The 19,673-nt window shown below is 63.5% G+C and carries 18 protein-coding genes; 4 read left to right on the top strand and 14 right to left on the bottom strand.

Translation table 11 applies throughout. The annotated features are described in order from the left end of the window. From AC56QX_RS03625 to AC56QX_RS03595, 7 genes are all read right to left on the bottom strand, one after another. The gene (locus tag AC56QX_RS03625; RefSeq protein WP_497113755.1) at window positions 1–2,556 is read right to left on the bottom strand and encodes a sensor histidine kinase; all 2,556 of its coding nucleotides are present in this window, start codon (window positions 2,554–2,556) and stop codon (window positions 1–3) included. A gap of 198 nt (window positions 2,557–2,754) precedes the next feature. After that, window positions 2,755–4,155, bottom strand: coding sequence for an adenosylhomocysteinase (gene ahcY, locus AC56QX_RS03620; RefSeq protein WP_497113754.1), 1,401 nt, complete (start codon window positions 4,153–4,155; stop codon window positions 2,755–2,757). 181 nt (window positions 4,156–4,336) lie between these two features. After that, window positions 4,337–4,648, bottom strand: a complete 312-nt coding sequence (locus AC56QX_RS03615; RefSeq protein WP_497113753.1) for an HPr family phosphocarrier protein — start codon at window positions 4,646–4,648, stop codon at window positions 4,337–4,339. Beyond that, the gene (locus AC56QX_RS03610) at window positions 4,645–5,046 is read right to left on the bottom strand and encodes a PTS sugar transporter subunit IIA (RefSeq protein WP_497113752.1); all 402 of its coding nucleotides are present in this window, start codon (window positions 5,044–5,046) and stop codon (window positions 4,645–4,647) included. The genes AC56QX_RS03615 and AC56QX_RS03610 overlap by 4 nt, the downstream gene beginning before the upstream one ends. 164 nt (window positions 5,047–5,210) lie before the next feature. Next, complete coding sequence (locus AC56QX_RS03605; RefSeq protein ID WP_497113751.1) at window positions 5,211–5,657, bottom strand: HPr kinase/phosphorylase; 447 nt, start codon at window positions 5,655–5,657, stop codon at window positions 5,211–5,213. Between the two features lie 9 nt (window positions 5,658–5,666). After that, window positions 5,667–7,451: a sensor histidine kinase gene (locus AC56QX_RS03600; protein ID WP_497113750.1), complete on the bottom strand. Its 1,785-nt coding sequence runs from the start codon at window positions 7,449–7,451 to the stop codon at window positions 5,667–5,669. Window positions 7,452–7,499: 48 nt separating this feature from the next. Next, on the bottom strand, window positions 7,500–8,237 hold the full coding sequence (locus AC56QX_RS03595; RefSeq protein WP_497113749.1) for a response regulator transcription factor: 738 nt from the start codon (window positions 8,235–8,237) through the stop codon (window positions 7,500–7,502). Window positions 8,238–8,580: 343 nt separating this feature from the next. Here AC56QX_RS03595 and AC56QX_RS03590 point away from each other — a divergent pair, with 343 nt between their 5' ends. Then, the gene (locus AC56QX_RS03590) at window positions 8,581–10,191 is read left to right on the top strand and encodes a phosphoenolpyruvate carboxykinase (RefSeq protein WP_497113748.1); all 1,611 of its coding nucleotides are present in this window, start codon (window positions 8,581–8,583) and stop codon (window positions 10,189–10,191) included. Between the two features lie 97 nt (window positions 10,192–10,288). After that, entirely contained in the window at window positions 10,289–10,726 is a 438-nt protein-coding gene (gene arfB, locus AC56QX_RS03585) for an alternative ribosome rescue aminoacyl-tRNA hydrolase ArfB (protein WP_497113747.1), read from the top strand. Window positions 10,727–10,804: 78 nt separating this feature from the next. Here the strand turns inward: arfB and AC56QX_RS03580 are convergent, their stop codons facing one another. Together AC56QX_RS03580 and AC56QX_RS03575 are read right to left on the bottom strand one after the other, a co-directional pair. Next, entirely contained in the window at window positions 10,805–12,952 is a 2,148-nt protein-coding gene (locus tag AC56QX_RS03580) for a TonB-dependent siderophore receptor (protein ID WP_497113746.1), read from the bottom strand. Between the two features lie 95 nt (window positions 12,953–13,047). Beyond that, window positions 13,048–13,272 (bottom strand): hypothetical protein, encoded by a 225-nt coding sequence (locus tag AC56QX_RS03575; protein ID WP_497113745.1) that lies wholly within the window; start codon window positions 13,270–13,272, stop codon window positions 13,048–13,050. Here AC56QX_RS03575 and AC56QX_RS03570 point away from each other — a divergent pair. Both AC56QX_RS03570 and AC56QX_RS03565 read left to right on the top strand, forming a co-directional pair. Further along, window positions 13,243–13,872, top strand: a complete 630-nt coding sequence (locus AC56QX_RS03570) for an alpha-ketoglutarate-dependent dioxygenase AlkB family protein (RefSeq protein WP_497113744.1) — start codon at window positions 13,243–13,245, stop codon at window positions 13,870–13,872. The two genes, AC56QX_RS03575 and AC56QX_RS03570, sit on opposite strands and share 30 nt — an antisense overlap. A gap of 55 nt (window positions 13,873–13,927) precedes the next feature. Next, the gene (locus tag AC56QX_RS03565) at window positions 13,928–15,148 is read left to right on the top strand and encodes a glycosyltransferase family 87 protein (protein WP_497113743.1); all 1,221 of its coding nucleotides are present in this window, start codon (window positions 13,928–13,930) and stop codon (window positions 15,146–15,148) included. A 19-nt stretch (window positions 15,149–15,167) separates the two neighbouring features. Here AC56QX_RS03565 and AC56QX_RS03560 read toward each other — a convergent pair whose 3' ends face one another. Genes AC56QX_RS03560 through AC56QX_RS03540 form a run of 5 tightly spaced genes read right to left on the bottom strand, consistent with a single transcriptional unit; the run spans window position 15,168 to window position 19,620 of the window. Further along, window positions 15,168–16,637: a nucleotidyltransferase family protein gene (locus AC56QX_RS03560; RefSeq protein ID WP_497113742.1), complete on the bottom strand. Its 1,470-nt coding sequence runs from the start codon at window positions 16,635–16,637 to the stop codon at window positions 15,168–15,170. Beyond that, the gene (locus AC56QX_RS03555) at window positions 16,637–17,314 is read right to left on the bottom strand and encodes a glycosyltransferase family 2 protein (protein WP_497113741.1); all 678 of its coding nucleotides are present in this window, start codon (window positions 17,312–17,314) and stop codon (window positions 16,637–16,639) included. Before AC56QX_RS03555 ends, AC56QX_RS03560 begins: the two co-directional genes overlap by 1 nt. Window position 17,315: 1 nt before the next feature. Then, the gene (locus tag AC56QX_RS03550; RefSeq protein WP_497113740.1) at window positions 17,316–18,068 is read right to left on the bottom strand and encodes a glycosyltransferase family 2 protein; all 753 of its coding nucleotides are present in this window, start codon (window positions 18,066–18,068) and stop codon (window positions 17,316–17,318) included. Continuing rightward, the gene (locus tag AC56QX_RS03545; protein ID WP_497113739.1) at window positions 18,065–19,108 is read right to left on the bottom strand and encodes a serine kinase; all 1,044 of its coding nucleotides are present in this window, start codon (window positions 19,106–19,108) and stop codon (window positions 18,065–18,067) included. The genes AC56QX_RS03550 and AC56QX_RS03545 overlap by 4 nt, the downstream gene beginning before the upstream one ends. A 32-nt stretch (window positions 19,109–19,140) precedes the next feature. Further along, window positions 19,141–19,620, bottom strand: a complete 480-nt coding sequence (locus AC56QX_RS03540) for a PqqD family protein (RefSeq protein WP_497113738.1) — start codon at window positions 19,618–19,620, stop codon at window positions 19,141–19,143. Window positions 19,621–19,673: the final 53 nt, after the last annotated feature.

Here is a 19,673-nt window from a genome sequence, read left to right as displayed (position 1 = left end):
CTACTCGGCCGCGGCGCGGATGCCCGGCATGTCGGGGAAGGTGCAGATGACGGTCGTGCCCTTGTCCTTGCCGGTTTCGATGCGAACGTGGCCGCCATGCAGTTCGACAAAGCTCTTGACGATCGACAGGCCGAGGCCGGCACCGCGCCGGCGGCCGCCATTGGTACGCGGTTCGAAGCGGCGGAACACCGAATCCAGAACATCCGGCGGCATGCCGGGACCGTCGTCATGCACCGAGAATTCCACCCCGTCCGCCAGATGGCGGCAGGCGAGACGGATGGTGCTGGCTTCCGGCGCGTAGTTGGCGGCGTTGCTGAGCAGATTGTAGAGGATCTGGCGGATGCGGATCTCGTCGCCGTGGAACGTCTTCGGCGCAGCCGCGGCATCGACCTCGAGCCGGATCGAATGCTCCTGCAGCCGGTCAGCAACGAGTTCCGCAGCCGCCGCGATGGTGCGGTCGACATGCACCTCGGAAATGTCGAGCTGCATGATGCCGGCGTCGACTGTCGCGAGGTCCAGTATATCATTGACGATGGTGAGCAGGACCGAGGAGGACGAGCTGACATGCTCGACATACTCACGCTGCTTTTGATTGAGCGGTCCGGTCGTCGGCAACGAGAGCAGTTCGGTGAAGCCGATGATATTGGTCAGCGGCGAACGCAGTTCGTAGGACACGTGCTGGACGAAGTCGTTCTTGAGCTGGTCTGATTTTTCCAGCGCCTCGTTCTTGTCCTTCAGCGCGCGTTCGACATTCACGCTGTCGGTGACGTCGACGAAGGTCATCATCACTTGCCCGTTGGGGAGCGGAATCACGGCGTAGCGCAGCACGATGCCGTTGTTGAGCTCGGTCTGGCCATGGCGTTCGCGGCGCTCGTCGTCGAACCCGGTGATGGCGGCAACGAAGCCAGGCCAGGGACTGTCGACCGCCTGCCGGTCGCTAAGATCACGGATCGTCGAGACGTGCACATTGGGCTTGGCAGCGTCGCCACTCAATCCCCAGAGCGTGGCAAAGGCCGGGTTCGACAGGCGGAGCCGACCATCGGGCCCGAACACCGCCACGCCTTCGGCGAGATTGTCGAGCGTCTCGCCCTGGACCCGCACCGCTGTGCGATAGCGGCTTTCCAGGTCCATCTTCTCGGTCAGGTTCTCGAACACCCAGGTGACGCCGCCCTTGGGCTGCGGGTTGGCGACGACGCGGATGGTCTTGCCGTCAGGCAGATGCCACCAATGTTCCTGCGATTCCACCGCGCGATAGGCGCCGAGCAGGCCTTCCTTCCAGCGGCGCCATTCGGGCTGCTCGGCGATCTTGCCTTCGCTGCGCAGCCGGTCGAGCAGAAGCGCGTTGTCAGGCGCGCTGTGCAGGAAGCCGCTGTCGAGGCCCCACAGTTTCTGGAAGGCCTGGTTGAAGAAGCGCAGCTTCTCGTCGGTGTCGAAGATGGCGACGGCTGTGTTGAGCTGGTCGAGCGTGTCGGCGTGGCTGCGCACCGTGCGCTCATATTCGCCGCGAATGGTCTCGATGGCGCTGGTGTCGCAGGCAAGGCCGGCCGAACCGTCGGCGCCGGCGAAGTCGGTCACCGCGAACACCCGGCGGTCGCCTTCGATCACCGTGGAGAGCGATTGCTCGAAGACCGGATGCAGTTTGTGCTGAGCGCCGATCGCCTCGCGTGCCTGGCCGCCGAGGAATTCCTTGGCGTCGCGGACGGCGGCTTCGGCGCTTTCGGCCTCGACCGCGTCGGCATAGGCGCGGTTGACCCATTTCAGGCGTCCGTGCTCGTCGCGCAGCCATGCCGGCATCTTCAGCGCTTCGAGCAGGCCGATCATCGTGTCATGGTCGGCGGCTAGCCGCTGGTTGTCGATCTTCAGCCGGGCCTGGCTGCGCTGTGTTTCGGAAAGCGAGACGAACCGCACCAGGATGTGCGCGGCGCTCTTGCGGCCATGGACCTCGAGCGGAGCGCCGGCCTGCGATTCGATGACCAGGTCGAACGGCCTCGCCTTTTCGCGCAAGCCCGCGATGGCATTCTCGAGCGCTGCCGCCGAGCGCGGCATCAGCCAACGGCCGAAGGCCAGAAATGCCGCCCGCTCCTCTGGCGCGCCGCTTTCGACCGGCAATGTACCGATGAGTTCGGGTTTCTTGTTTTCCGAGGCCCAGACGACCACACGCTGGTCGCGCAGATTGAGCAGCGCTTCCGAACGGCGCAGTGCCGCGTTGACGTCGGCGACGCGGCTTCTCAGTTCGACATTCTCCGCCGAGGTGCGGCCCCTTTCGCGGATGAGAACGATGGCCGACAGCAATGCCGCGCCTGTCACGCCGACGAACACGGCAAGCTGCATGACTTCGACCGTGTTGATCGACAGCCCGGCGGTCGCGACAGCGGCGTTCTCGGCATGCGCCACAGCGCTGGCCAAGGGACCGGCCAGCGCGGAGCTGGCCAGGAACAAGCCCGCGCGGGCACGCCATGAAAGGCGCCCGCGCTGGATGGCCGAGCTTACGGTCCCCGAATCGTCTTGGCCGCCGGAAACGGCCGATCCCGCTCCGTGCGGGTTTTGCCCCGGCATGTCTTGGTCCTCTCCGCCGCCTGAATGCAAGACCGCCCTGATACGCGCCTCTCTGATCCCCTCTCGGGCCGGAAGCGTCGCGAATCACCTGACAATAAACCCTCGCCGAATCGCCGTGAAGGCGATTGCGCGCAAAAATAAAGCCGGGCGAAAAGTCAATCGCCCGGCGTCAATATCTGGTAGTAAATTTAGCTTTGGTTAATAGCGGTAGTGTTCCGGCTTGAACGGACCCTGCGGCGTGACGCCGATATAGGCGGCCTGCTCACCCGACAATTCGGTCAGACGGGCACCGAGCTTGTCGAGGTGCAGGCGCGCGACCTTCTCGTCGAGATGCTTGGGCAGGACATAGACCTGGTTCTGGTACTGCTCACCCTTGCTGAACAGCTCGATCTGGGCCAGCACCTGATTGGTGAAGGATGCCGACATGACGAAGCTCGGATGGCCGGTGGCGTTGCCGAGATTGAGCAGGCGGCCTTCCGACAAGAGGATCATCCGCTTGCCGTCCGGGAAGGTGATCATGTCGACCTGCGGCTTGACGTTGGTCCATTTCAGATTGCGCAGCGACGCCACCTGGATCTCGTTGTCGAAGTGGCCGATGTTGCCGACGATCACCATGTCCTTCATCGACCGCATATGGTCGAGGGTGACGACGTCCTTGTTGCCGGTGGTGGTGATGACGATGTCGGCGGTCGGAGCCGCGTCTTCCAGCGTGACGACTTCAAAGCCGTCCATCGCCGCCTGCAGGGCGCAGATCGGGTCGACCTCGGTGACCTTGACGCGGGCGCCGGCGCCCTTGAGCGAGGCCGACGAGCCCTTGCCGACGTCGCCATAACCGCAGACGACCGCGACCTTGCCGGCCATCATCGTGTCGGTGCCGCGACGGATGCCGTCGACCAGCGATTCCTTGCAGCCATACTTGTTGTCGAACTTCGACTTGGTGACCGAGTCGTTGACGTTGATCGCCGGAAAGGGCAGCAGGCCCTTCTTCTGCAACTGGTAGAGCCGGTTGACGCCCGTGGTCGTCTCTTCGGTGACGCCGCGGATCGCCGCCTTCTGCTTGGTGAAGAAGCCGGGCGAAGCCTTCAGGCGCTTCTTGACCTGGGCATAAAAATATTCCTCTTCCTCGCTCTGCGGGTTGGACAGCACGTCCTCGCCGGCCTCGGCGCGGGCGCCGATCAGGATGTACATGGTGGCGTCGCCGCCATCGTCGAGGATCATGTTGGACAGGCCGCCGTCGGTCCACTGGAAGATCCGGTCGGTGTAGTCCCAATACTGTTCGAGGCTCTCACCCTTGACGGCGAAGACCGGAATGCCGGCCTCGGCGATCGCCGCGGCGGCGTGGTCCTGGGTCGAGAAAATGTTGCAGGAGGCCCAGCGGATATCGGCGCCGAGCGCCTTCAGCGTCTCGATCAGCACCGCGGTCTGGATGGTCATGTGCAGCGAGCCGGTGATGCGCGCGCCCTTCAGCGGCTTCTTGGTGCCGAATTCCTCGCGGCAGGCCATCAGGCCCGGCATTTCAGTTTCGGCGATATCGAGTTCCTTGCGGCCCCAGCCGGCAAGCGAGATGTCGGCGACCACATAATCCTTGCTACCCGTCATGGCAGTGCTCCGATGCGAATTGTTATGCTGCGAATTGGTTGCGGACGCGCCCGCGCCGGTCGGCGCGTCGAAGGGCGCGAATTGCCGGCCTGACTAGCAGATCGGCATCGAGACGACAATGGGATATAAAGAAATCTTTATCCCTGCATGTCTCTCGGGCATGCTTGGGCGGTATGCGAGATCAGCATTCCTCGCCGAACCGGGAGGCGACAAGCTGCTCCAGCGCGTCCATGACCTCGAGCGCCTCGGGGCCGCTGGCGGTAACGCGGATCGAGTAACCCGGGCTGGCGGCAAGCATCATCAGGCCCATGATCGATGTGCCGCCGACCTTGACGCCGTCCTTCTCGACATGGACCGCGGCGTCGAAGCCACTGGCGAGCTGGACGAATTTGGCCGAGGCGCGTGCATGCAGGCCGCGCTGGTTGACGATCGGAAACTCCCGGGTGATCTGATCTTTGGCGATCTGTTCCTTTTCCGGGGATAGCGCGTTCATTTGGTGCTCAGGAGCTGGCTGGCGACATTGATGTATTTGCGGCCGGCGGCCTGCGCCTCGTCGAGCGCGGCGGCCATGTTGTCGCCCTTGCGGATCGAGGACAGCTTGATCAGCATCGGCAGGTTCATGCCGGCGATCACCTCGGTGCGGCCGGACTCCATCACCGAGATGGCGAGGTTCGACGGCGTGCCGCCGAACATGTCGGTCAGCACGATGACGCCCGCTCCGGTATCCACACGGGCGACAGCGTCGACGATGTCGCGGCGACGCTGTTCCATATCGTCGTCGGCACCGATCGCCACGGTTTCGAAATTGTCTTGTGGCCCGACGACATGTTCGACGGCATGTCTGAACTCGGTGGCCAGTTGACCGTGCGTTACAAGCACGAGTCCGATCATTCTTTGGTGGCTCCCGTCATCGCCGCTTCACAGGCGCATTTTATGCTCGCCAGCCATTCCAGGCGGCGGGAGCGCTATCTTGTCGACGCGCGGCCCGTTGACAAGCCCAAAATTGCGCCGGCCCATGCCATTTTGACGCATTGCAGCAAAAAACCCCGGGCGGATCATAGAAAAGGCATGATGGACAGCCGCGCCATCACGGCGGGCAGGGCCGCCTGGACATTGCGCTCGGCCAGATCGATCCGCGGCACCGCGCACCCGGCGATCTCGTCGCTGGCGTCCTGCTGGAAGCGTGCGATTTCGCCGGCCGGCAACAGGCGTAGATGCAGGTCGACGACGCAGGCCGGTTCGAACGGCAGCTTCCGTGGCCCGAGCCCCGGCACCTCGGCGAGACCTTGTATGGTGGCCGGCGCGCGGCACACCAGCCGCCCCGCATGCGCCTCGACGAAGAGCTGATCGTCGCCGACCAGCCGCGCAAACGATCCGCGCTGGCGGCAATGGTCGATGAGCGTCAGCGCCAGCGTCGTCTTGCCCGAACCGGATGCCCCGCTGACCAGAAGGCCGCGCTCGCCAATGAGGATCGCCGTTGCGTGAATGTTTTCAGGCTTCACGGCCGGCAATCATGCTTCGGCCGGCAGCGTCACGACGAAGCGCGCGCCCTTGATCTCGCCGGGCTTGGTGCCGGGGATGTTTTCGGCGGTCAGCGTGCCGCCATGGGCCTCGACGATCTGCCTGGAGATCGACAGGCCAAGGCCCGAATTCTGGCCGAACGCCTCGCCGGCCGGCCGGTCGGTGTAGAAGCGCTCGAAGATGCGGTCGATGTTGTCGGCACGGATGCCGGGACCATTGTCATCGACGGTGAGGATGTTGAACTTGCCGGCGCGCGCCAGCGACAGGCTGATGTGGCCATGGTCCTCGGGAACGAAGGAGCGCGCATTCTCGATCAAATTGGTGACGACCTGGCCGATGCGCAGATCATGGCCGACGACGATATAGCCTTTGACGCCCTGCGGCAGCTTGGCGACCTTGAGCTCGATCTCGACCGCCTTCTTGTTGCGCGTGGCTTCACGCGACACCGCGACCAGATCGGTGATAAATTTCTTCAGGTCCACGGTTCCAGCGTCTTCGCGCGCAAGTTCAGCGTCGAGACGGGAGGCGTCGGAGATATCGGTGATCAGCCGGTCCAGCCGCCGGACGTCATGCTGGATGATGTCCATCAGCCGGCTGCGTGAATTGTCGTTCTTGGCCAGCGGCAAGGTTTCCACCGCGCTGCGCAGCGACGTCAGCGGGTTCTTCAACTCATGCGACACATCGGCGGCAAAACTTTCGATTGCCTCGATGCGCGCATAGAGCGCGTTGGTCATGTCGCGCACGGCGACCGACAGGTTGCCGATCTCGTCCTGGCGGTCGGAGAAATCAGGTATTTCCTCGCGATTCTTGACGCCGCGCCGCACACGCACCGCCGCCGCCGACAGCCGGCGCAGCGGATTGGCGATGGTCGAGGCCAAAAGCATCGACAGGATGGCGGTGACGAGTGCCGCGATGCCGAACACGCGCAGGATCGCCTTGCGCTCGGCGGCGACGATCTTGTCGATGTCGCCGCCTTCGGTCGACAGCATCAGCACCCCCAGAACGGCGCGGAAGCGCTGGATCGGCACCGCCACCGAAACGATCTGCTCGCCCTGTTCCGAGACGCGCACGATGGTCGACGGGCTGCCGGTCAGCGCCTTGACCACTTCCGGAAAAGCCGCGCCATTGCCGCCCGGCTGCTCGTGGTAGACCGGCAGGTCGGTGTTGCGGAAGAAGTCGAAGATGAATTTCTGGACGCGCTCCACGAGATCGGGCTCTTCCTCGTCGACCGGCGGCAGGTCGTAGCGCAGGATCTGGCCGCGCGAATAGAGATGGCGCGAATCGAGCAGCAGATTGGCGTCGCGGTCATAGATGCGGGCCCGCGTCCGGGTCGGCGAGATCAGCCGCCGCAGCACCGGCGCGACACGCTCGGGATTGATCGGAAAATCCAGATTGTCGAGCTGGTCCGAGCCAGGTCCAAGGCTTTCGCCGGCCTGCAGCTCAAGCAGCTTTTCCGGATCGATGCTGATCGAATCGGTCTCGACCGTCGCCGATGCCGCGATTGCGCCGGCGATGATCTCGCCCTGCGTCATCAGGCTTTCGACGCGGGCATCGATCAGCCCGTCGCGGAAGGTGTTGAGGTAGAGGATGCCGGTGACCAGGACAGCCAGGCCGGCAAGGTTGAGGAACAGGATGCGCCGCGTCAGGCTGGAAAAGATGTGATGGCCAAGGAAGCGGCGCATCGGCACCGTGATTTTCGACACGAAGGACGGCATGATACGCGACGGCCGCCTGGCGGCGCCCGTCGGCCTGCTTCGTTGTGCTTCCACTGCCATCGAATAGCAGTCCCTGCTCAGTCTTCGGTTTGACGCATGTCGCAGCCCCTAGCCCGGGACCGCGTTTGCTCGACATACATCAAATTGCGCTTCGCGGAACCGGTATCCGACTCCGTAAAGGGTTTCGATCATCTCGAAGTCGTCGTCGACAGCCTTGAACTTCTTGCGCAGTCGCTTGATGTGGCTGTCGATCGTGCGGTCATCGACATAGACCTGCTCATCATAAGCCGAATCCATCAGAGCATCACGGCTTTTTACGACACCGGGACGCTGCGCCAGCGAATGCAGGATCAGGAATTCGGTGACGGTGAGCGTCACCGGTTCGCCTTTCCAGGTGCAGGTATGGCGTTCCTGGTCCATGACGAGCTGGCCTCGCTCGAGCGATCGGGCCTGCTGGCTGGGCGCCTTTGCCGCAGCCTCGCGGGCACTGGCGCGGCGCAGCACGGCGCGCACCCGTTCGACCAGCAGGCGCTGCGAGAACGGTTTGCGGATGAAATCGTCGGCGCCCATCTTGAGGCCGAACAATTCATCGATCTCGTCGTCCTTGGACGTCAGGAAGATCACCGGCAGGTCGGACTTCTGGCGCATCCGGCGCAGAAGCTCCATGCCGTCCATGCGCGGCATCTTGATGTCGAGAATGGCAAGATTCGGCGGACGTGCCGCCAGGCCTTCCAGCGCGGACGCACCATCCGTGTAGGTCTCGACGCGATATCCCTCGGATTCGAGGGCGATCGACACCGACGTCAGAATGTTGCGGTCGTCATCGACAAGCGCGATTGTTGCCATTTCAAGCGGCTCCCTCATGAGCTGTCCCTTCTTTCGTAGAGAAGGGGCTTTTGCAGGACAAATTAGGTACAAAATGTGGCATAGGCCGTGTCCGCTGTCACGCGCGGGGTGCCGCCGGCCACAATTCAACCTCGGCATGGATTGGACGAACGAACATCGCCAATCCTTTGGGCAACCGTGAAACTTTTCGCATATATAAACGATTTAAACAACTTTCAAAATATTTAAATCGATTAATGATTTGATATCATTTGGCTTTTCTGGTTTTGACCATCTGAGCCTGCGCAGTGGGCGTGCCGGAAAGACGCCGGCAAAGATGCGGAAAATCGAAGAAGGGACACCAATGTCGGAAGTCGGCAAACGCAATCCTGCTTGCCCGATCGATCGTATCGGCCTGAAAACCACCGGCATGGTGCGCTACAATTTCGGTGCGGCCGCCCTCTACGAGGACTCGATCCGGCGCGGTGAGGCCCGGCTGACCGCGCATGGCGCGCTGGTCGCCGAGACCGGCCAGCACACGGGCCGTTCACCCAAGGACAAATTCGTTATCCGCGACACCGCCACCGAGTCTGAAGTCTGGTGGGACAACAACAAGGCGATTTCGCCGGCCCAGTTCGAAACGCTGTTCGCCGATTTCCTTGCCCACGCTGCGAACAAGGATCTCTATGTTCAGGATCTGGTCGGCGGCGCCGATGCCAAGCTGAAACTGCCGACGCGCGTCATCACCGAGTTTGCCTGGCACTCTCTGTTCATCCGCAATCTGCTGATCCGCCCCGACAAGGGCGAACTCGAACAGTTCGTGCCTGAGATGACGATCATCGACCTGCCGTCCTTCCGCGCCGATCCTGCCCGCCACGGCAGCCGCACCGAGACGGTGATCGCCGTCGATCTCACCCGCAAGATCGTGCTGATCGGCGGCACTTCCTATGCCGGCGAGATGAAGAAGTCGGTGTTCACCATGCTCAACTACCTCCTGCCGCAGAAGGGCGTGATGCCGATGCACTGCTCGGCCAATGAGGGGGCGGCCGGCGACGCCGCCATCTTCTTCGGGCTCTCCGGAACTGGCAAGACGACGCTGTCGGCCGATCCGTCGCGCACGTTGATCGGCGACGACGAACATGGCTGGGGCCCGCATGGCATCTTCAACTTCGAAGGCGGCTGCTACGCCAAGACGATCAAGCTTTCGGCCGAAGCCGAGCCGGAGATCTTCGCCACCACGCAGCGCTTCGGCACGGTGCTGGAAAATGTCGTGCTCGACGCCGATGGCGTGCCGGACTTCAACGACGGCCGTCTCACCGAAAACACCCGCTGCGCCTACCCGCTCGACTTCATCCCCAATGCCTCGAAGACCGGACGCGCCAGTCACCCCAGAAACATCATCATGCTGACCGCCGATGCCTTCGGCGTGATGCCGCCGATAGCGCGGCTGACCCCAGCGCAGGCGATGTATCATTTCCTCTCCGGCTACACGGCCAAGGTCGCTGGAACCGAAAAGGGCGTCACCGAGCCCGAAGCGACGTTCTCGACCTGTTTCGGCGCCCCGTTCATGCCGCGCCATCCGTCGGAATACGGCAATCTGCTGCGCGAGCTCATCGCCAGCCATGGCGCCGATTGCTGGCTGGTCAACACCGGCTGGACCGGCGGCGCCTACGGCATCGGCAAGCGCATGCCGATCAAGGCGACGCGCGCTTTGCTTGCCGCCGCACTCGACGGCTCGCTGAAGACAGGTGAATTCCGCACCGATGCCAATTTCGGCTTCGAGGTGCCGGTGGCCGTGCCTGGCGTCGACAGCGCCATTCTCGATCCGCGCTCGACCTGGGCCGACAAGCCTGCCTATGACCGCCAGGCGGCAAGACTGGTCGGTATGTTCGCCGTCAACTTCGAGAAATTCGAGCCGCATGTCGATGCAACCGTCATGGGTGCGGCGCCCCGTATGCAGGAAGCGGCGGAGTAATAGCCAAACTGCTTGGCATCGTTGCCGCTCGGCACCAGTGAAGGCCCGGTTTCGATCGGGCCTTTTCTTTTTCACGCCGCCGCGCCATGACTGCGGCATGCCGATCGACGACAACATCATCATTGCGGACGAAGCCGTGATCCACCCTGGCGACCTGCACGAGGATTTCATCCGCTCGTCGGGTCCCGGCGGCCAGAACGTCAACAAGGTGGCGACCGCCGTGCAACTGCGCTTCGATGCGGCCAACGCGGCCGGCCTGTCGGAACGCGTGCGCGCGCGCACGATCAAGCTTGCCGGCCAGCGCGCCACCAAGGATGGCGTCATCGTCATCGAGGCCGGGCGCTTCCGCACCCAGGAGCAGAACCGGGCCGATGCCCGGGCAAGGCTCACGGCATTGGTCGCCAAGGCCGCCGAGCCGCCGCCACCGCCACGCAAGAAGACACGGCCCTCGAAAGGCTCGGTGGAGCGGCGGCTGAAGAGCAAGGCGGGGCGCGGCACCATCAAGAAGCTACGCGGCCGGGTGGATAACGATTAAGCACCAGACCAAGCGCGTGCTCGACCATGTCTGACAAGAGCATTTGCCCGTCCAGGAGACGCGCAAAAACAGCAGGGCTTACCACCTGCGCTTCAGCGAAGCCGTGATGTTGCGGCCTTGGCCCAAATAGCAATAGCCGCTGTTGCACACGACAGGACGTTCATCGGCGATGTTGCGGATGGCGAAGGCAGCGGAAACACCTTCATATTTGTTGTCGATGGCGCCGAAATCATAGGACGCCGAGGCGTCGAGATAGAGCGCGGCATCATTCTTGGCGGTGTTGGTGGTGTCGGTGTAGGTCGCGCTCTGCAGCCTTGCACCCGCACCGACCGAAAGGCCTGGGGCGGCACTGCCTTCGTCGAACTTGTAGTTGGCCCAGAGGCTGGTGACATGCGCGGGCGTGACGGCCGGAACCTTGCCGATCTCCGCAGCCGCGCCGTCAGTGATCTCGGCGTCGTTGTAGTTGTAGGCAGCGATCAGATCGAGCCCATCCGTAATGCTGGCGCGCGCCTCGAGTTCAAGGCCATTGCTGGTGACTTCACCCAACGCTCGGTACGTTCCCGCATTGGGATCGACCACGACCGGCTTGTTCTTCTCGATGAGATGATAGGCGACTGCCGACAGCAGGATATCGGTCCCCGGCGGTTGATATTTGACGCCCAGCTCGAACTGCTCCCCCTCCGTCGGCTTAAGGATTTCGTGTGACGCAGTTTGGTTCGTGACCGGCTCGAACGAGGTCGCATAGCTGGCGAACGGCGCAATGCCATTGTCGAACAGATAGAGGGCGCCGGCCTGGACGCTGAAGGCGTTCTTGTTCAAGCCTTCGGAACTGCCGTTACCATATTCACGCGTCTGCTCGACCCAGGTCTGCCGGCCGCCGAGCGTGAAGCGCCATCTGTCGAGTTCGAACTGATCCAGCGCATAGATGCCGGTCTGGCGCAGATCCGCGTCGGAAGTCGTGAAATTGTAGTCCGGCGTCGGGCCGGAAACGCCATAGGTCGGATTGGCGATGTCGAAATCATAGGCAGGATTGACGGGACCTATCCCATAGCCGAAGGACGAGGTCAGGTTGGTGTAGTCGAGGCCGAGAAGCACAGTGTGGGCGAGCGCGCCGGTGTCGAACTTGGCTTCGATCTGGTTGTCGGCCTGGAATACGTTCATTTCGTCGCGGATCGAATTCGCATAACGATGTGCGACGGTGCCCGTCCAACTCGCGACCGCAAGGTAGCGCGACCTCAGGTCGAGATGGGAATACCGAACGTTCTGGCGGAACGTGATGCCGTCGCCGAAATCGTGCTCGAATTTGTAGCCGATCTGCTGCTGCCGGATCTTCTGATAGTCGTAGTCCGGATCGCTTGAGCGCAAAGCGTGGACCTTTCCCGACGGATCGGTGATCGCGGCGACACTGGTATCCGTCTCGTCAGCCTGCACCAGCCCGTAGATGGTGAAGGAGGTCGCGGCATCGGGGTTCCAGGTCAGCGATGGCTGCAGGAAATAGCGGTCGTCGGCGATGTCGAAATTGGTGTCGCCGTTCCGCGCCAGGCCGACGATCCGGTAGAGGAACTCGTCGCTGCCTTCCTTGACGGGGCCGCCGAAATCGAAGGCCGCCTGCGCCCTGTCCTTCGTGCCATAGAGCAACTGGACTTCGCGTATCCTGTCCTCGGTCGGCAGCTTGGGCACCTTGTTGACGATGCCGGCCGGCGTTCCCGCGCCGTAAAGCACCGACACCGGTCCCTTGATCACCTCAACCCGTTCGAGCGAATAGGGGTCGGTGCGGAAGGTGCCGTAATTGATGTAGGGCTGGCGCAGGCCATCCTTGTAATCGCCGAGCGTCGTGGCGTCGTAGCCCCTGATATAGATCTGGTCGAAACGCGGATCGAAGCCGTAGGCGCCGGTGCTGACGCCCGCCGCGTAGCGCACCGCCTCGATGATGTCCTGCACGCCGCGCTCGTCGATTTCCTTGCGCGTCACCACCGAGACGGAGCGCGGCGTTTCGATGAGCGGCGTATCCGTTTTGGTCGCGCCGGAGCTGCGCTTGGCGGCCACCGTCTTGTCGTCCCCGGACGTGACCCGGCCGCCCTTGCCGCTGACCGTGATCGGTTCGAGCGTGCCATCTTGTGGCTGGATGGCGGCTTGCTGCGCGTGCGCCTGATGAGCACCGAGCAGCGTCACAAGGCACGTCGTGGCGAGCAATCCCCGGCACCAAACCCCGCCACCCCTGAGCATGTCAAACCCCTCATGAAACGTCACGTCGATATGCCTCGCTCGTTGCCATTTGCTGCCGGCGACCTCTCCCTCTCGCCGGCATCAAAATTGTTGCGTCAAATACTCAAGTTAAAAACTTGACTATAAAATTCATATTTCTCCGTCAACCGCCTTTCGCCGCGCCTGGGGATGAATTCACCGCCCATCTCCACATCGACGACCGCAATAAGATCGGCGACGGCTTTCGGGTCGCCGTTTTCCTTCGATGGTGGCATCTTGCGGGCCCGAACCATCTCGAGGTGCGCAATTCCATGCTCGTTCTGCCCAACGGTGTCCGCCACATGCCGGCCTACCTCTCCCGCACTGTTCAGGAGGCGCTGGTCGAGGCGGTGAGGGGCATCGTCCAGCAGGCGCCGCTGTTCGTGCCGGCCATGCCGCGCACCGGCAAGGAGATGAGCGTGCGCATGACAAATTGCGGCCCGCTCGGCTGGGTCACCGACAAGGAGCGCGGCTATCGCTACCAGCCGACGCATCCGCTGACCGGGGAACCATGGCCACCGATCCCGCAGGGTCTGCTCGATTTGTGGCGGCAGGTGTCGGGCTATCCGAATCCGCCGCAGGCCTGCCTGATTAATTTCTACACGGCCGACGCCAAGATGGGCCTGCACCAGGATCGCGACGAGGCCGATTTCTCGGCACCCGTCGTCTCCGTCTCGCTGGGCGATGATTGCCTGTTCAGGGTCGGCCAGGCGACGCGCGAGGGCGCCACCAAGTCGTTCAGGTTGAAGAGCGGAGACGTCGTCGTGCTCGGCGGCGAGGGCCGCCTTGCCTTCCATGGCGTCGACCGCATCTATCCCTCGACATCGGCACTGCTCAAGAACGGCGGCAGGATCAATCTGACGCTTCGGCGAGTGACGAAACCGCACGAGAGCCCCGTATAGCCGATCTTAACGCCCATCCCTTATCAATGCTGCCAGGGTCTTGGAAAACAGCACAATGACACCGGTCAATCAGACTGCCCGCAATCGATCCGATCTCCGTTTCGCGGCCCTTGTGCTGTGCACCGGGATTTTGGTCGGGCTGCGCTACCACCTTGCTTTGTGGACCTTCGACGAGCACGGCTTCTCCGAACTCAGCGACCGGCTGCCCTACTGGGATTTCACCAATCTGTGGGCTGGCGGGCGCATGGCGCTCGACGGCCATGTCGCCTGGCTGTTCGACGTCGACACCTATCGCGCGGCCTTGCGGCGGATGTTCTCGTCCGATCTTCCCAATCAGGAATGGAGCTACCCGCCCAGCATCCTCATCTTCGGCGCGCCGCTGGCGCTGCTGCCGATCTTTTCGGCCTATTTGATCTGGACCTTCGGCACCGTCTTCTGCCTCTGGCTGGCGGTGTGGCCGCTGAAAATGGGCACGCTTGCCGAAGCGGCCATCTGTGTGTGTCCGGCCGTATTCGTCAACGCCATCTTCGGTCAGAACGGCGCCTTGACCACGGCTTTCCTCATCGGTGGATTGGCCGTCGCGCCAAAGCGGCCGATCCTTGCCGGGCTGCTGTTTGGGCTGCTGACGGTCAAGCCGCATCTCGGCATTCTGGTGCCGTTCTGCCTGCTGGCCAGCGGCAACTGGCGCGCCATCGTCGCCGCGGCCCTGTCATCGGCAGCTCTGTTCCTTTTGACCGGCGCCTCGCTCGGCTTCGACGTCTGGCACCTGTTCTGGACGCAAACCCGCCCCTTGATGACGGCGATACTGGAAGCGCCCTATCCGCAACCCTACCAGGCCAATGCCGCGACCATGTTCTTCCTGGCGCGCGCCTGCGGCGCGGGGCTGACGGTCGCCTATGCAATGCAGGCCATTGCGACGATCGCCGCCATCGCCGCCGCCATCTGGGTCTGGCTGCCCTGGCGGCAGGTCCAGCATGGCGAAAGAGTGGTTCTCACCGCCGTGCTGGCAACTGTTGCGACGCCTTATGGCTATAGCTACGACACAGTCGGTCTTGCCGTCGCCGTCGCCTACCTGTTTTCGACGCGTGCCAACGTACCTCGGATTTTCCTGGCGCTGGTCTGGCTCTACCCTGCCATCGCTCATCTGGTGAACTTTGTCGGGCTTGGCATCGGCATTTTGGTGCCATTGTCCCTGTCGGCGTGGATGCTTGCCGACATAAGAGCCCGCGAACGCGGCCCCCTTGTTTCCACGGCGATAGACGGCCAGACATCATAGCCTCAGAGCCGCGCGATTCTCAGCGCAGCGGCGAAAAAATCGCCGAGATTAGATGGAAGGGCAGTGCGCCATAGGCCGCTACTGTCGCGTCATCGTCCCATTGGCGGAATTGCCGGGAAGGTCGCGCCTCCAGCGTCACGGCGTGCCTTTGCCCGTCAAGCGTCACCTTGCCGCGAAAATGCAGCACCCGTTCGCCACCGGACCGGCTGATGGCCATGGCGCGCAGGCGCGCAATATGGTCGTCATCGGCATTGATCTCCATTTCGATGCGGCGGCGGACCGGTGGAACACTGATCCTGACCGTGATGTCCAACATCACGTCCCCCGCCGTTCGCGGACAAGGTATGGCCTGTGAGAACACCGGTGGCGGCAGCGTTTGCGATGGCTCGTTGCGGGCTGGCTTGCCACGCCAGGCCTTGGCTGGCGGCTCCTGCCGCAGCCGGCCGCTCTTGCGCCTCAGCCGCAACTGCTTGGCAAGGCCGCGCGACAGCCAGACCAGCCTGCCGAAATCGGTCCGCGGCTTGGCCTGCAGCACCGCCGACCAGCGCGAGAGACCACCGCGGTCGGCCATGTCAAGCACGCGCCCCAGCACCTTGTCCGGCACCGCCACGCCTGTTTCAAGCGCCAGATAGGAGAGCGCCACCGCCGCGGCAACGGCAAGGCCGCGCCTGGCGACAACATCGAGGAACACGTCCCAGTCGACGTCGCCGCCGCGAATAGCCACAGCGCAATCGACCAGCCAGTCGCTGTGGGTGTGGGCGTCGAGCCCGCCATGCGCGATGGCGAGCGCGATGCGGTCGGCGGGCGACGGCACCAGCACGCCGACGCCGCTGAATTCGGCGCTATCAGCCCGTTGCCAGATGGCCAGGTCGTCTTCCTCGCTGCGCTGCGAACCGTCATAGGCGAGCTGGTGCAGGTCGATGTCGCCAAGGTTGCCCTTGAAGAAGTTCATCGAGCGCAGCGACGCCAGTCTCGTCCGCAGATATTGCGGGCTGACGCCGGTGGCGATCTGCCAGTTGCCGTCACGCAGCACGTCGAAGGCCGTTTGCATGTCCTGCGGCCGCACCAATATGTCGATGTCATGTGCCACTCGGCCGCGCTGTGCGGACGCGTTCAAGGCGATGCGGCTGGCGCCCTTGATCAGCATCACCCTGCAGCCGGCGTCGGCCATCGCCTTCAGCGCCGGTTCGGCTTCGCGCATCGCCATGCGCGATTTGGTCCACAGCATCTTCTGCAGGCCGACGAGGCGCGGATAAGCGGAATGACCGGCCAGCTTCCTGCCGAACCTGTCGGAGATCGCGGCCAGCAGCCGGTGCTCGCGGAACGAGACGTGATCGATATCGTTCTCGTCCAGCCAGCGCCCGGCGCAAGCGGCGGCAGCGTCCTCGTCGGGAAGAAGTGCGGCCTTGAGCAACTGGTCGAGCCCGCCCGTTGGCCATGACCAGCCATAGTCCGGGAAGCGACGCTCGATACGGCGAATATCAGCCATCAGCTCGAGCCGGTCTTGTTCTGCGCCCGCCGCAGCATTGCGAGCCGTGCCACCTCGAGATAGCCGCGGTCGCGGGCCGCATCGCGCCCGTAGGACAGGCTGCCCGGCCGGATGCGGCGCAGCGCCAGCGCTTCGTCCAGCATGTCGAGAGCAAGGCCCGCCTCGCGCGCCCTGGCGATCCAGTCGATCATTTCGCCACGGCCGCCCGGCGGATCGACGATGGGTCCAACCGTCCCGGCGACCTCGCGGCGGATCATCATCGTGGTCCGCGACCAGCCGGGCACGGCCGCGGCCTCGGGCATGTCGGGCCGGTCGTTGCGGAAATTCCGCCAGTGACAGAAAACCCCCGATGTCGCGGGACATCTCTCGAGATGCGCCAGCTGTTTCTCGATCTTGCTCGGCAGCCAGAGGTCGTCCGCATCGAGCGTCGCGATGAGCGGTGTCGACAGCGCCGCAATGCCCCTGGTCGTGGCGCTGCCAGGCCCGGCATTTGCCTGGCTGAGCAAGCGCACCGGCAGTTCCGTTCCGCCGATCGCTGAGGCCAGATCGTCTGTCGAACCATCGTCGACGATGATCACCAGCTCAGGCCGCACCGTCTGGGCGGCGACCGATAGCAGCGTCTCGGCGATGGTGCCGCTGGCGTTGAAGGCCGGGATGACGACGCCGTAGTTCCACATGCTACGTGAAACGCCAATTGGCGAGTTCCTTGACATCGAAGATGCCTTCGATCCCGCACAGTGAAGGGTCGGCCTTGCGCCGTTTCATCGATTTGTGGATGGCCCGCATGAACTCCCTAAGGGATGTGTCGGCCTGCTTCGTCATGTTGCCGGGGTGACGTCTGTAGTAAAGCGCAACGGTATCCGGCATGACGAATTTTGGGCCGCTTTCAAAGGTGCGCAGCAGGTAATCGGTGTCTTCGGCCTGGCTGAAGGCCTCGTCGAAGCCACCGATCCGGTCGACGAGCTTGCGCGAGAAAATCGCCGCCGACAGATGAATTCCCCGCACGGTCATGAAATGGCTGTCAGGCCCGGGTTCCAGCCTGTCGTCGTCGATGCCGTCGACCAGCATCATGAGGGAATAGGTGAGCTCGAGACCGGGGTCGGCCTGAAAGCAGGCGACATCGGCCTTGAATCGTCCGGCAGGCGAGACATCGTCCGAATCGAGGAACGACACGAGCTCCGTTTCCGGTTTGAGCAGCCTGAGACCGGCATTGCGGGTTCGGGTCACGCCCATATTCTCTTGCCGGAACAGGCGGATGCAGGGGTTCTCGGCCATCATCGAACGCACCGCCTCCGCCGACCCGTCGGTCGAGCCGTCGTCGACGACGATGATGTCGAGATCGGCGGCATCGCGCTGCCGCAGCAGTGAGCGCAAAGCCGAAACGACATAGCGTTCGCGGTTGTAGACGGGCATGATCACGCTCAGCTTCACGAAACAACTCGTGTTAGAAAATCCGCAACAGTGCCGGCAATCTCCTCGGGACGTGTTCCCAAGGACAGGCGGTAGCTTGGCAGCAGGCGGGTGAGATCGCCGAAGAAACGGAAGCCGCTTTCACGTTCCCCCGGCATCTGCATGATGCCCGACGGTGCCAGTGCTATCATGGCGTCTCGACGCGACACCGGCACGACCGTACTCGTCTCGCCACCGCCGATATGTGGCACCACCAGCGCAACGATGTCCAGCTCTGCTGGCACCGGCCGTGGCGCGATGTCGGCAATGTGAAACGTGTGCTTGCCTTGCCAGTTCAAGGGGCTGTCGATCCTCAGCCGCTGCTTCAGGCCCAGCCGCGCGAAACCTTGCGGGTCCTGCTTCAGCGTGGAAAACAGAGGCCGCGCGGTCACGCCGGCGCCGAGATCGATCAGCACATAGTCATCGCCGACGCTGTCCAGCCCGTTGAGCAGGCCGGCGGCGACGGTGCCGGATTTGCCGGCGCCGCCTGCACCCGCCAGCAGCACGCCCTTGCCTTTGGCCCCGAGCGTGCCGGCATGGGTCAGCCGCATGCCGCGCGCCGCATACTCCCAGTGCAGGAAGGCCCGCAGCGGGGCTGTCGGCTCCCAGGGCGGAAAGGCATCGGGCGAGGTCATCAGCTGGACGCCGACGCGGCGTTGCGGATCGTAGACCTGCCAGAAGTCCAGATCGTGAAAATAGTGGCCACGCAGCTCCGCTTCGGCGAGCCGTTCGGCAAAGCCGTATTCGGTGAAATGCGCGTCGCCCCACCGTGCCGGCTCAGGGATGCCGTCAATGCCGGGATGAACGGTGAAGATGCGGCATGTCGATGGCTCCGCCTGGTCATCCTCGGCCTCCACGAAGGCGTTGCCAAGCGCCTCCGCAAGCACACCGGTACCGACATGCGCGGTCAGCTCCAGCCGGGGCAGGCGGACCGTCCGCGTGGCCGGATAATGTGTGGCTTCAGCAGCGGTGATGAGATACCGGGCATAATCCGGCAAGGTTTCGAGCGTGACGCGCGGCATCCTGCGCCCCTATCTCTGACGCAGCCGGCTCGTCAGGATGCCTGCTTGACCGCCGGCCAGCCGAGGGGTTCCTCGACCTCGTGGATGGGATCCACGATGATCAGGTCGGCGAGGTCGTCGTGAATACTCACCTTGAGCGGCTCGTTCGTGGCGGCAAGCTCGGCAGCCAAATCGCCCGGCAGCGGTTGCGACGCTGCTTCCGAGCGCACCAGCAACCCCAGTTCGAGCAATTGCGAGATGAAGTGTGCGAGTTCAGCGGCGCCCAGTGTCGAACCGCCGGCGGTGAGCCCGGTCAGGGCCTGGGCATCGACCCCCGACGAGAGCGCCTGCCAGACCCTGCTGCCGGAATCGGAGAAGCCGAAATACTTGCCGTTCGCGAGGTTCAGCACCACGGCTTCGCCGTCGAAGGATTCGAAGACGATGTCCCTGCTCGCAACCGCATAGGCGTTGCTATCACGCATCATTATTGCCCCGCTTTGCAAATCCCGTCCCTCCAGCAGGATCGCTTCCACCGACAACGCCTGTAAACGCTCGGTTCTTCGTTGGCAAGGCAAGCGGTGCCGGC

The sequence above is a fragment of the Mesorhizobium sp. RCAM 06353 genome (assembly GCF_059683585.1).
Note: the sequence above shows the minus strand (reverse complement) of the source record. Positions and strands in the feature narration are given on the sequence as shown.

Coding starts and splice junctions, on each gene's coding strand:
- ahcY (WP_497113754.1), bottom strand. CDS start 4,155: ATGACGGGTAGCAAGGATTATGTGGTCGCCGACATCTCGCTTGCCGGC.
- AC56QX_RS03610 (WP_497113752.1), bottom strand. CDS start 5,046: ATGATCGGACTCGTGCTTGTAACGCACGGTCAACTGGCCACCGAGTTC.
- AC56QX_RS03565 (WP_497113743.1), top strand. CDS start 13,928: ATGACACCGGTCAATCAGACTGCCCGCAATCGATCCGATCTCCGTTTC.
- AC56QX_RS03590 (WP_497113748.1), top strand. CDS start 8,581: ATGTCGGAAGTCGGCAAACGCAATCCTGCTTGCCCGATCGATCGTATC.
- AC56QX_RS03625 (WP_497113755.1), bottom strand. CDS start 2,556: ATGCCGGGGCAAAACCCGCACGGAGCGGGATCGGCCGTTTCCGGCGGC.
- AC56QX_RS03615 (WP_497113753.1), bottom strand. CDS start 4,648: ATGAACGCGCTATCCCCGGAAAAGGAACAGATCGCCAAAGATCAGATC.
- AC56QX_RS03580 (WP_497113746.1), bottom strand. CDS start 12,952: ATGCTCAGGGGTGGCGGGGTTTGGTGCCGGGGATTGCTCGCCACGACG.
- AC56QX_RS03560 (WP_497113742.1), bottom strand. CDS start 16,637: ATGGCTGATATTCGCCGTATCGAGCGTCGCTTCCCGGACTATGGCTGG.
- AC56QX_RS03600 (WP_497113750.1), bottom strand. CDS start 7,451: ATGGCAGTGGAAGCACAACGAAGCAGGCCGACGGGCGCCGCCAGGCGG.
- AC56QX_RS03545 (WP_497113739.1), bottom strand. CDS start 19,108: ATGCCGCGCGTCACGCTCGAAACCTTGCCGGATTATGCCCGGTATCTC.
- AC56QX_RS03555 (WP_497113741.1), bottom strand. CDS start 17,314: ATGTGGAACTACGGCGTCGTCATCCCGGCCTTCAACGCCAGCGGCACC.
- AC56QX_RS03570 (WP_497113744.1), top strand. CDS start 13,243: ATGCTCGTTCTGCCCAACGGTGTCCGCCACATGCCGGCCTACCTCTCC.
- arfB (WP_497113747.1), top strand. CDS start 10,289: ATGCCGATCGACGACAACATCATCATTGCGGACGAAGCCGTGATCCAC.
- AC56QX_RS03595 (WP_497113749.1), bottom strand. CDS start 8,237: ATGGCAACAATCGCGCTTGTCGATGACGACCGCAACATTCTGACGTCG.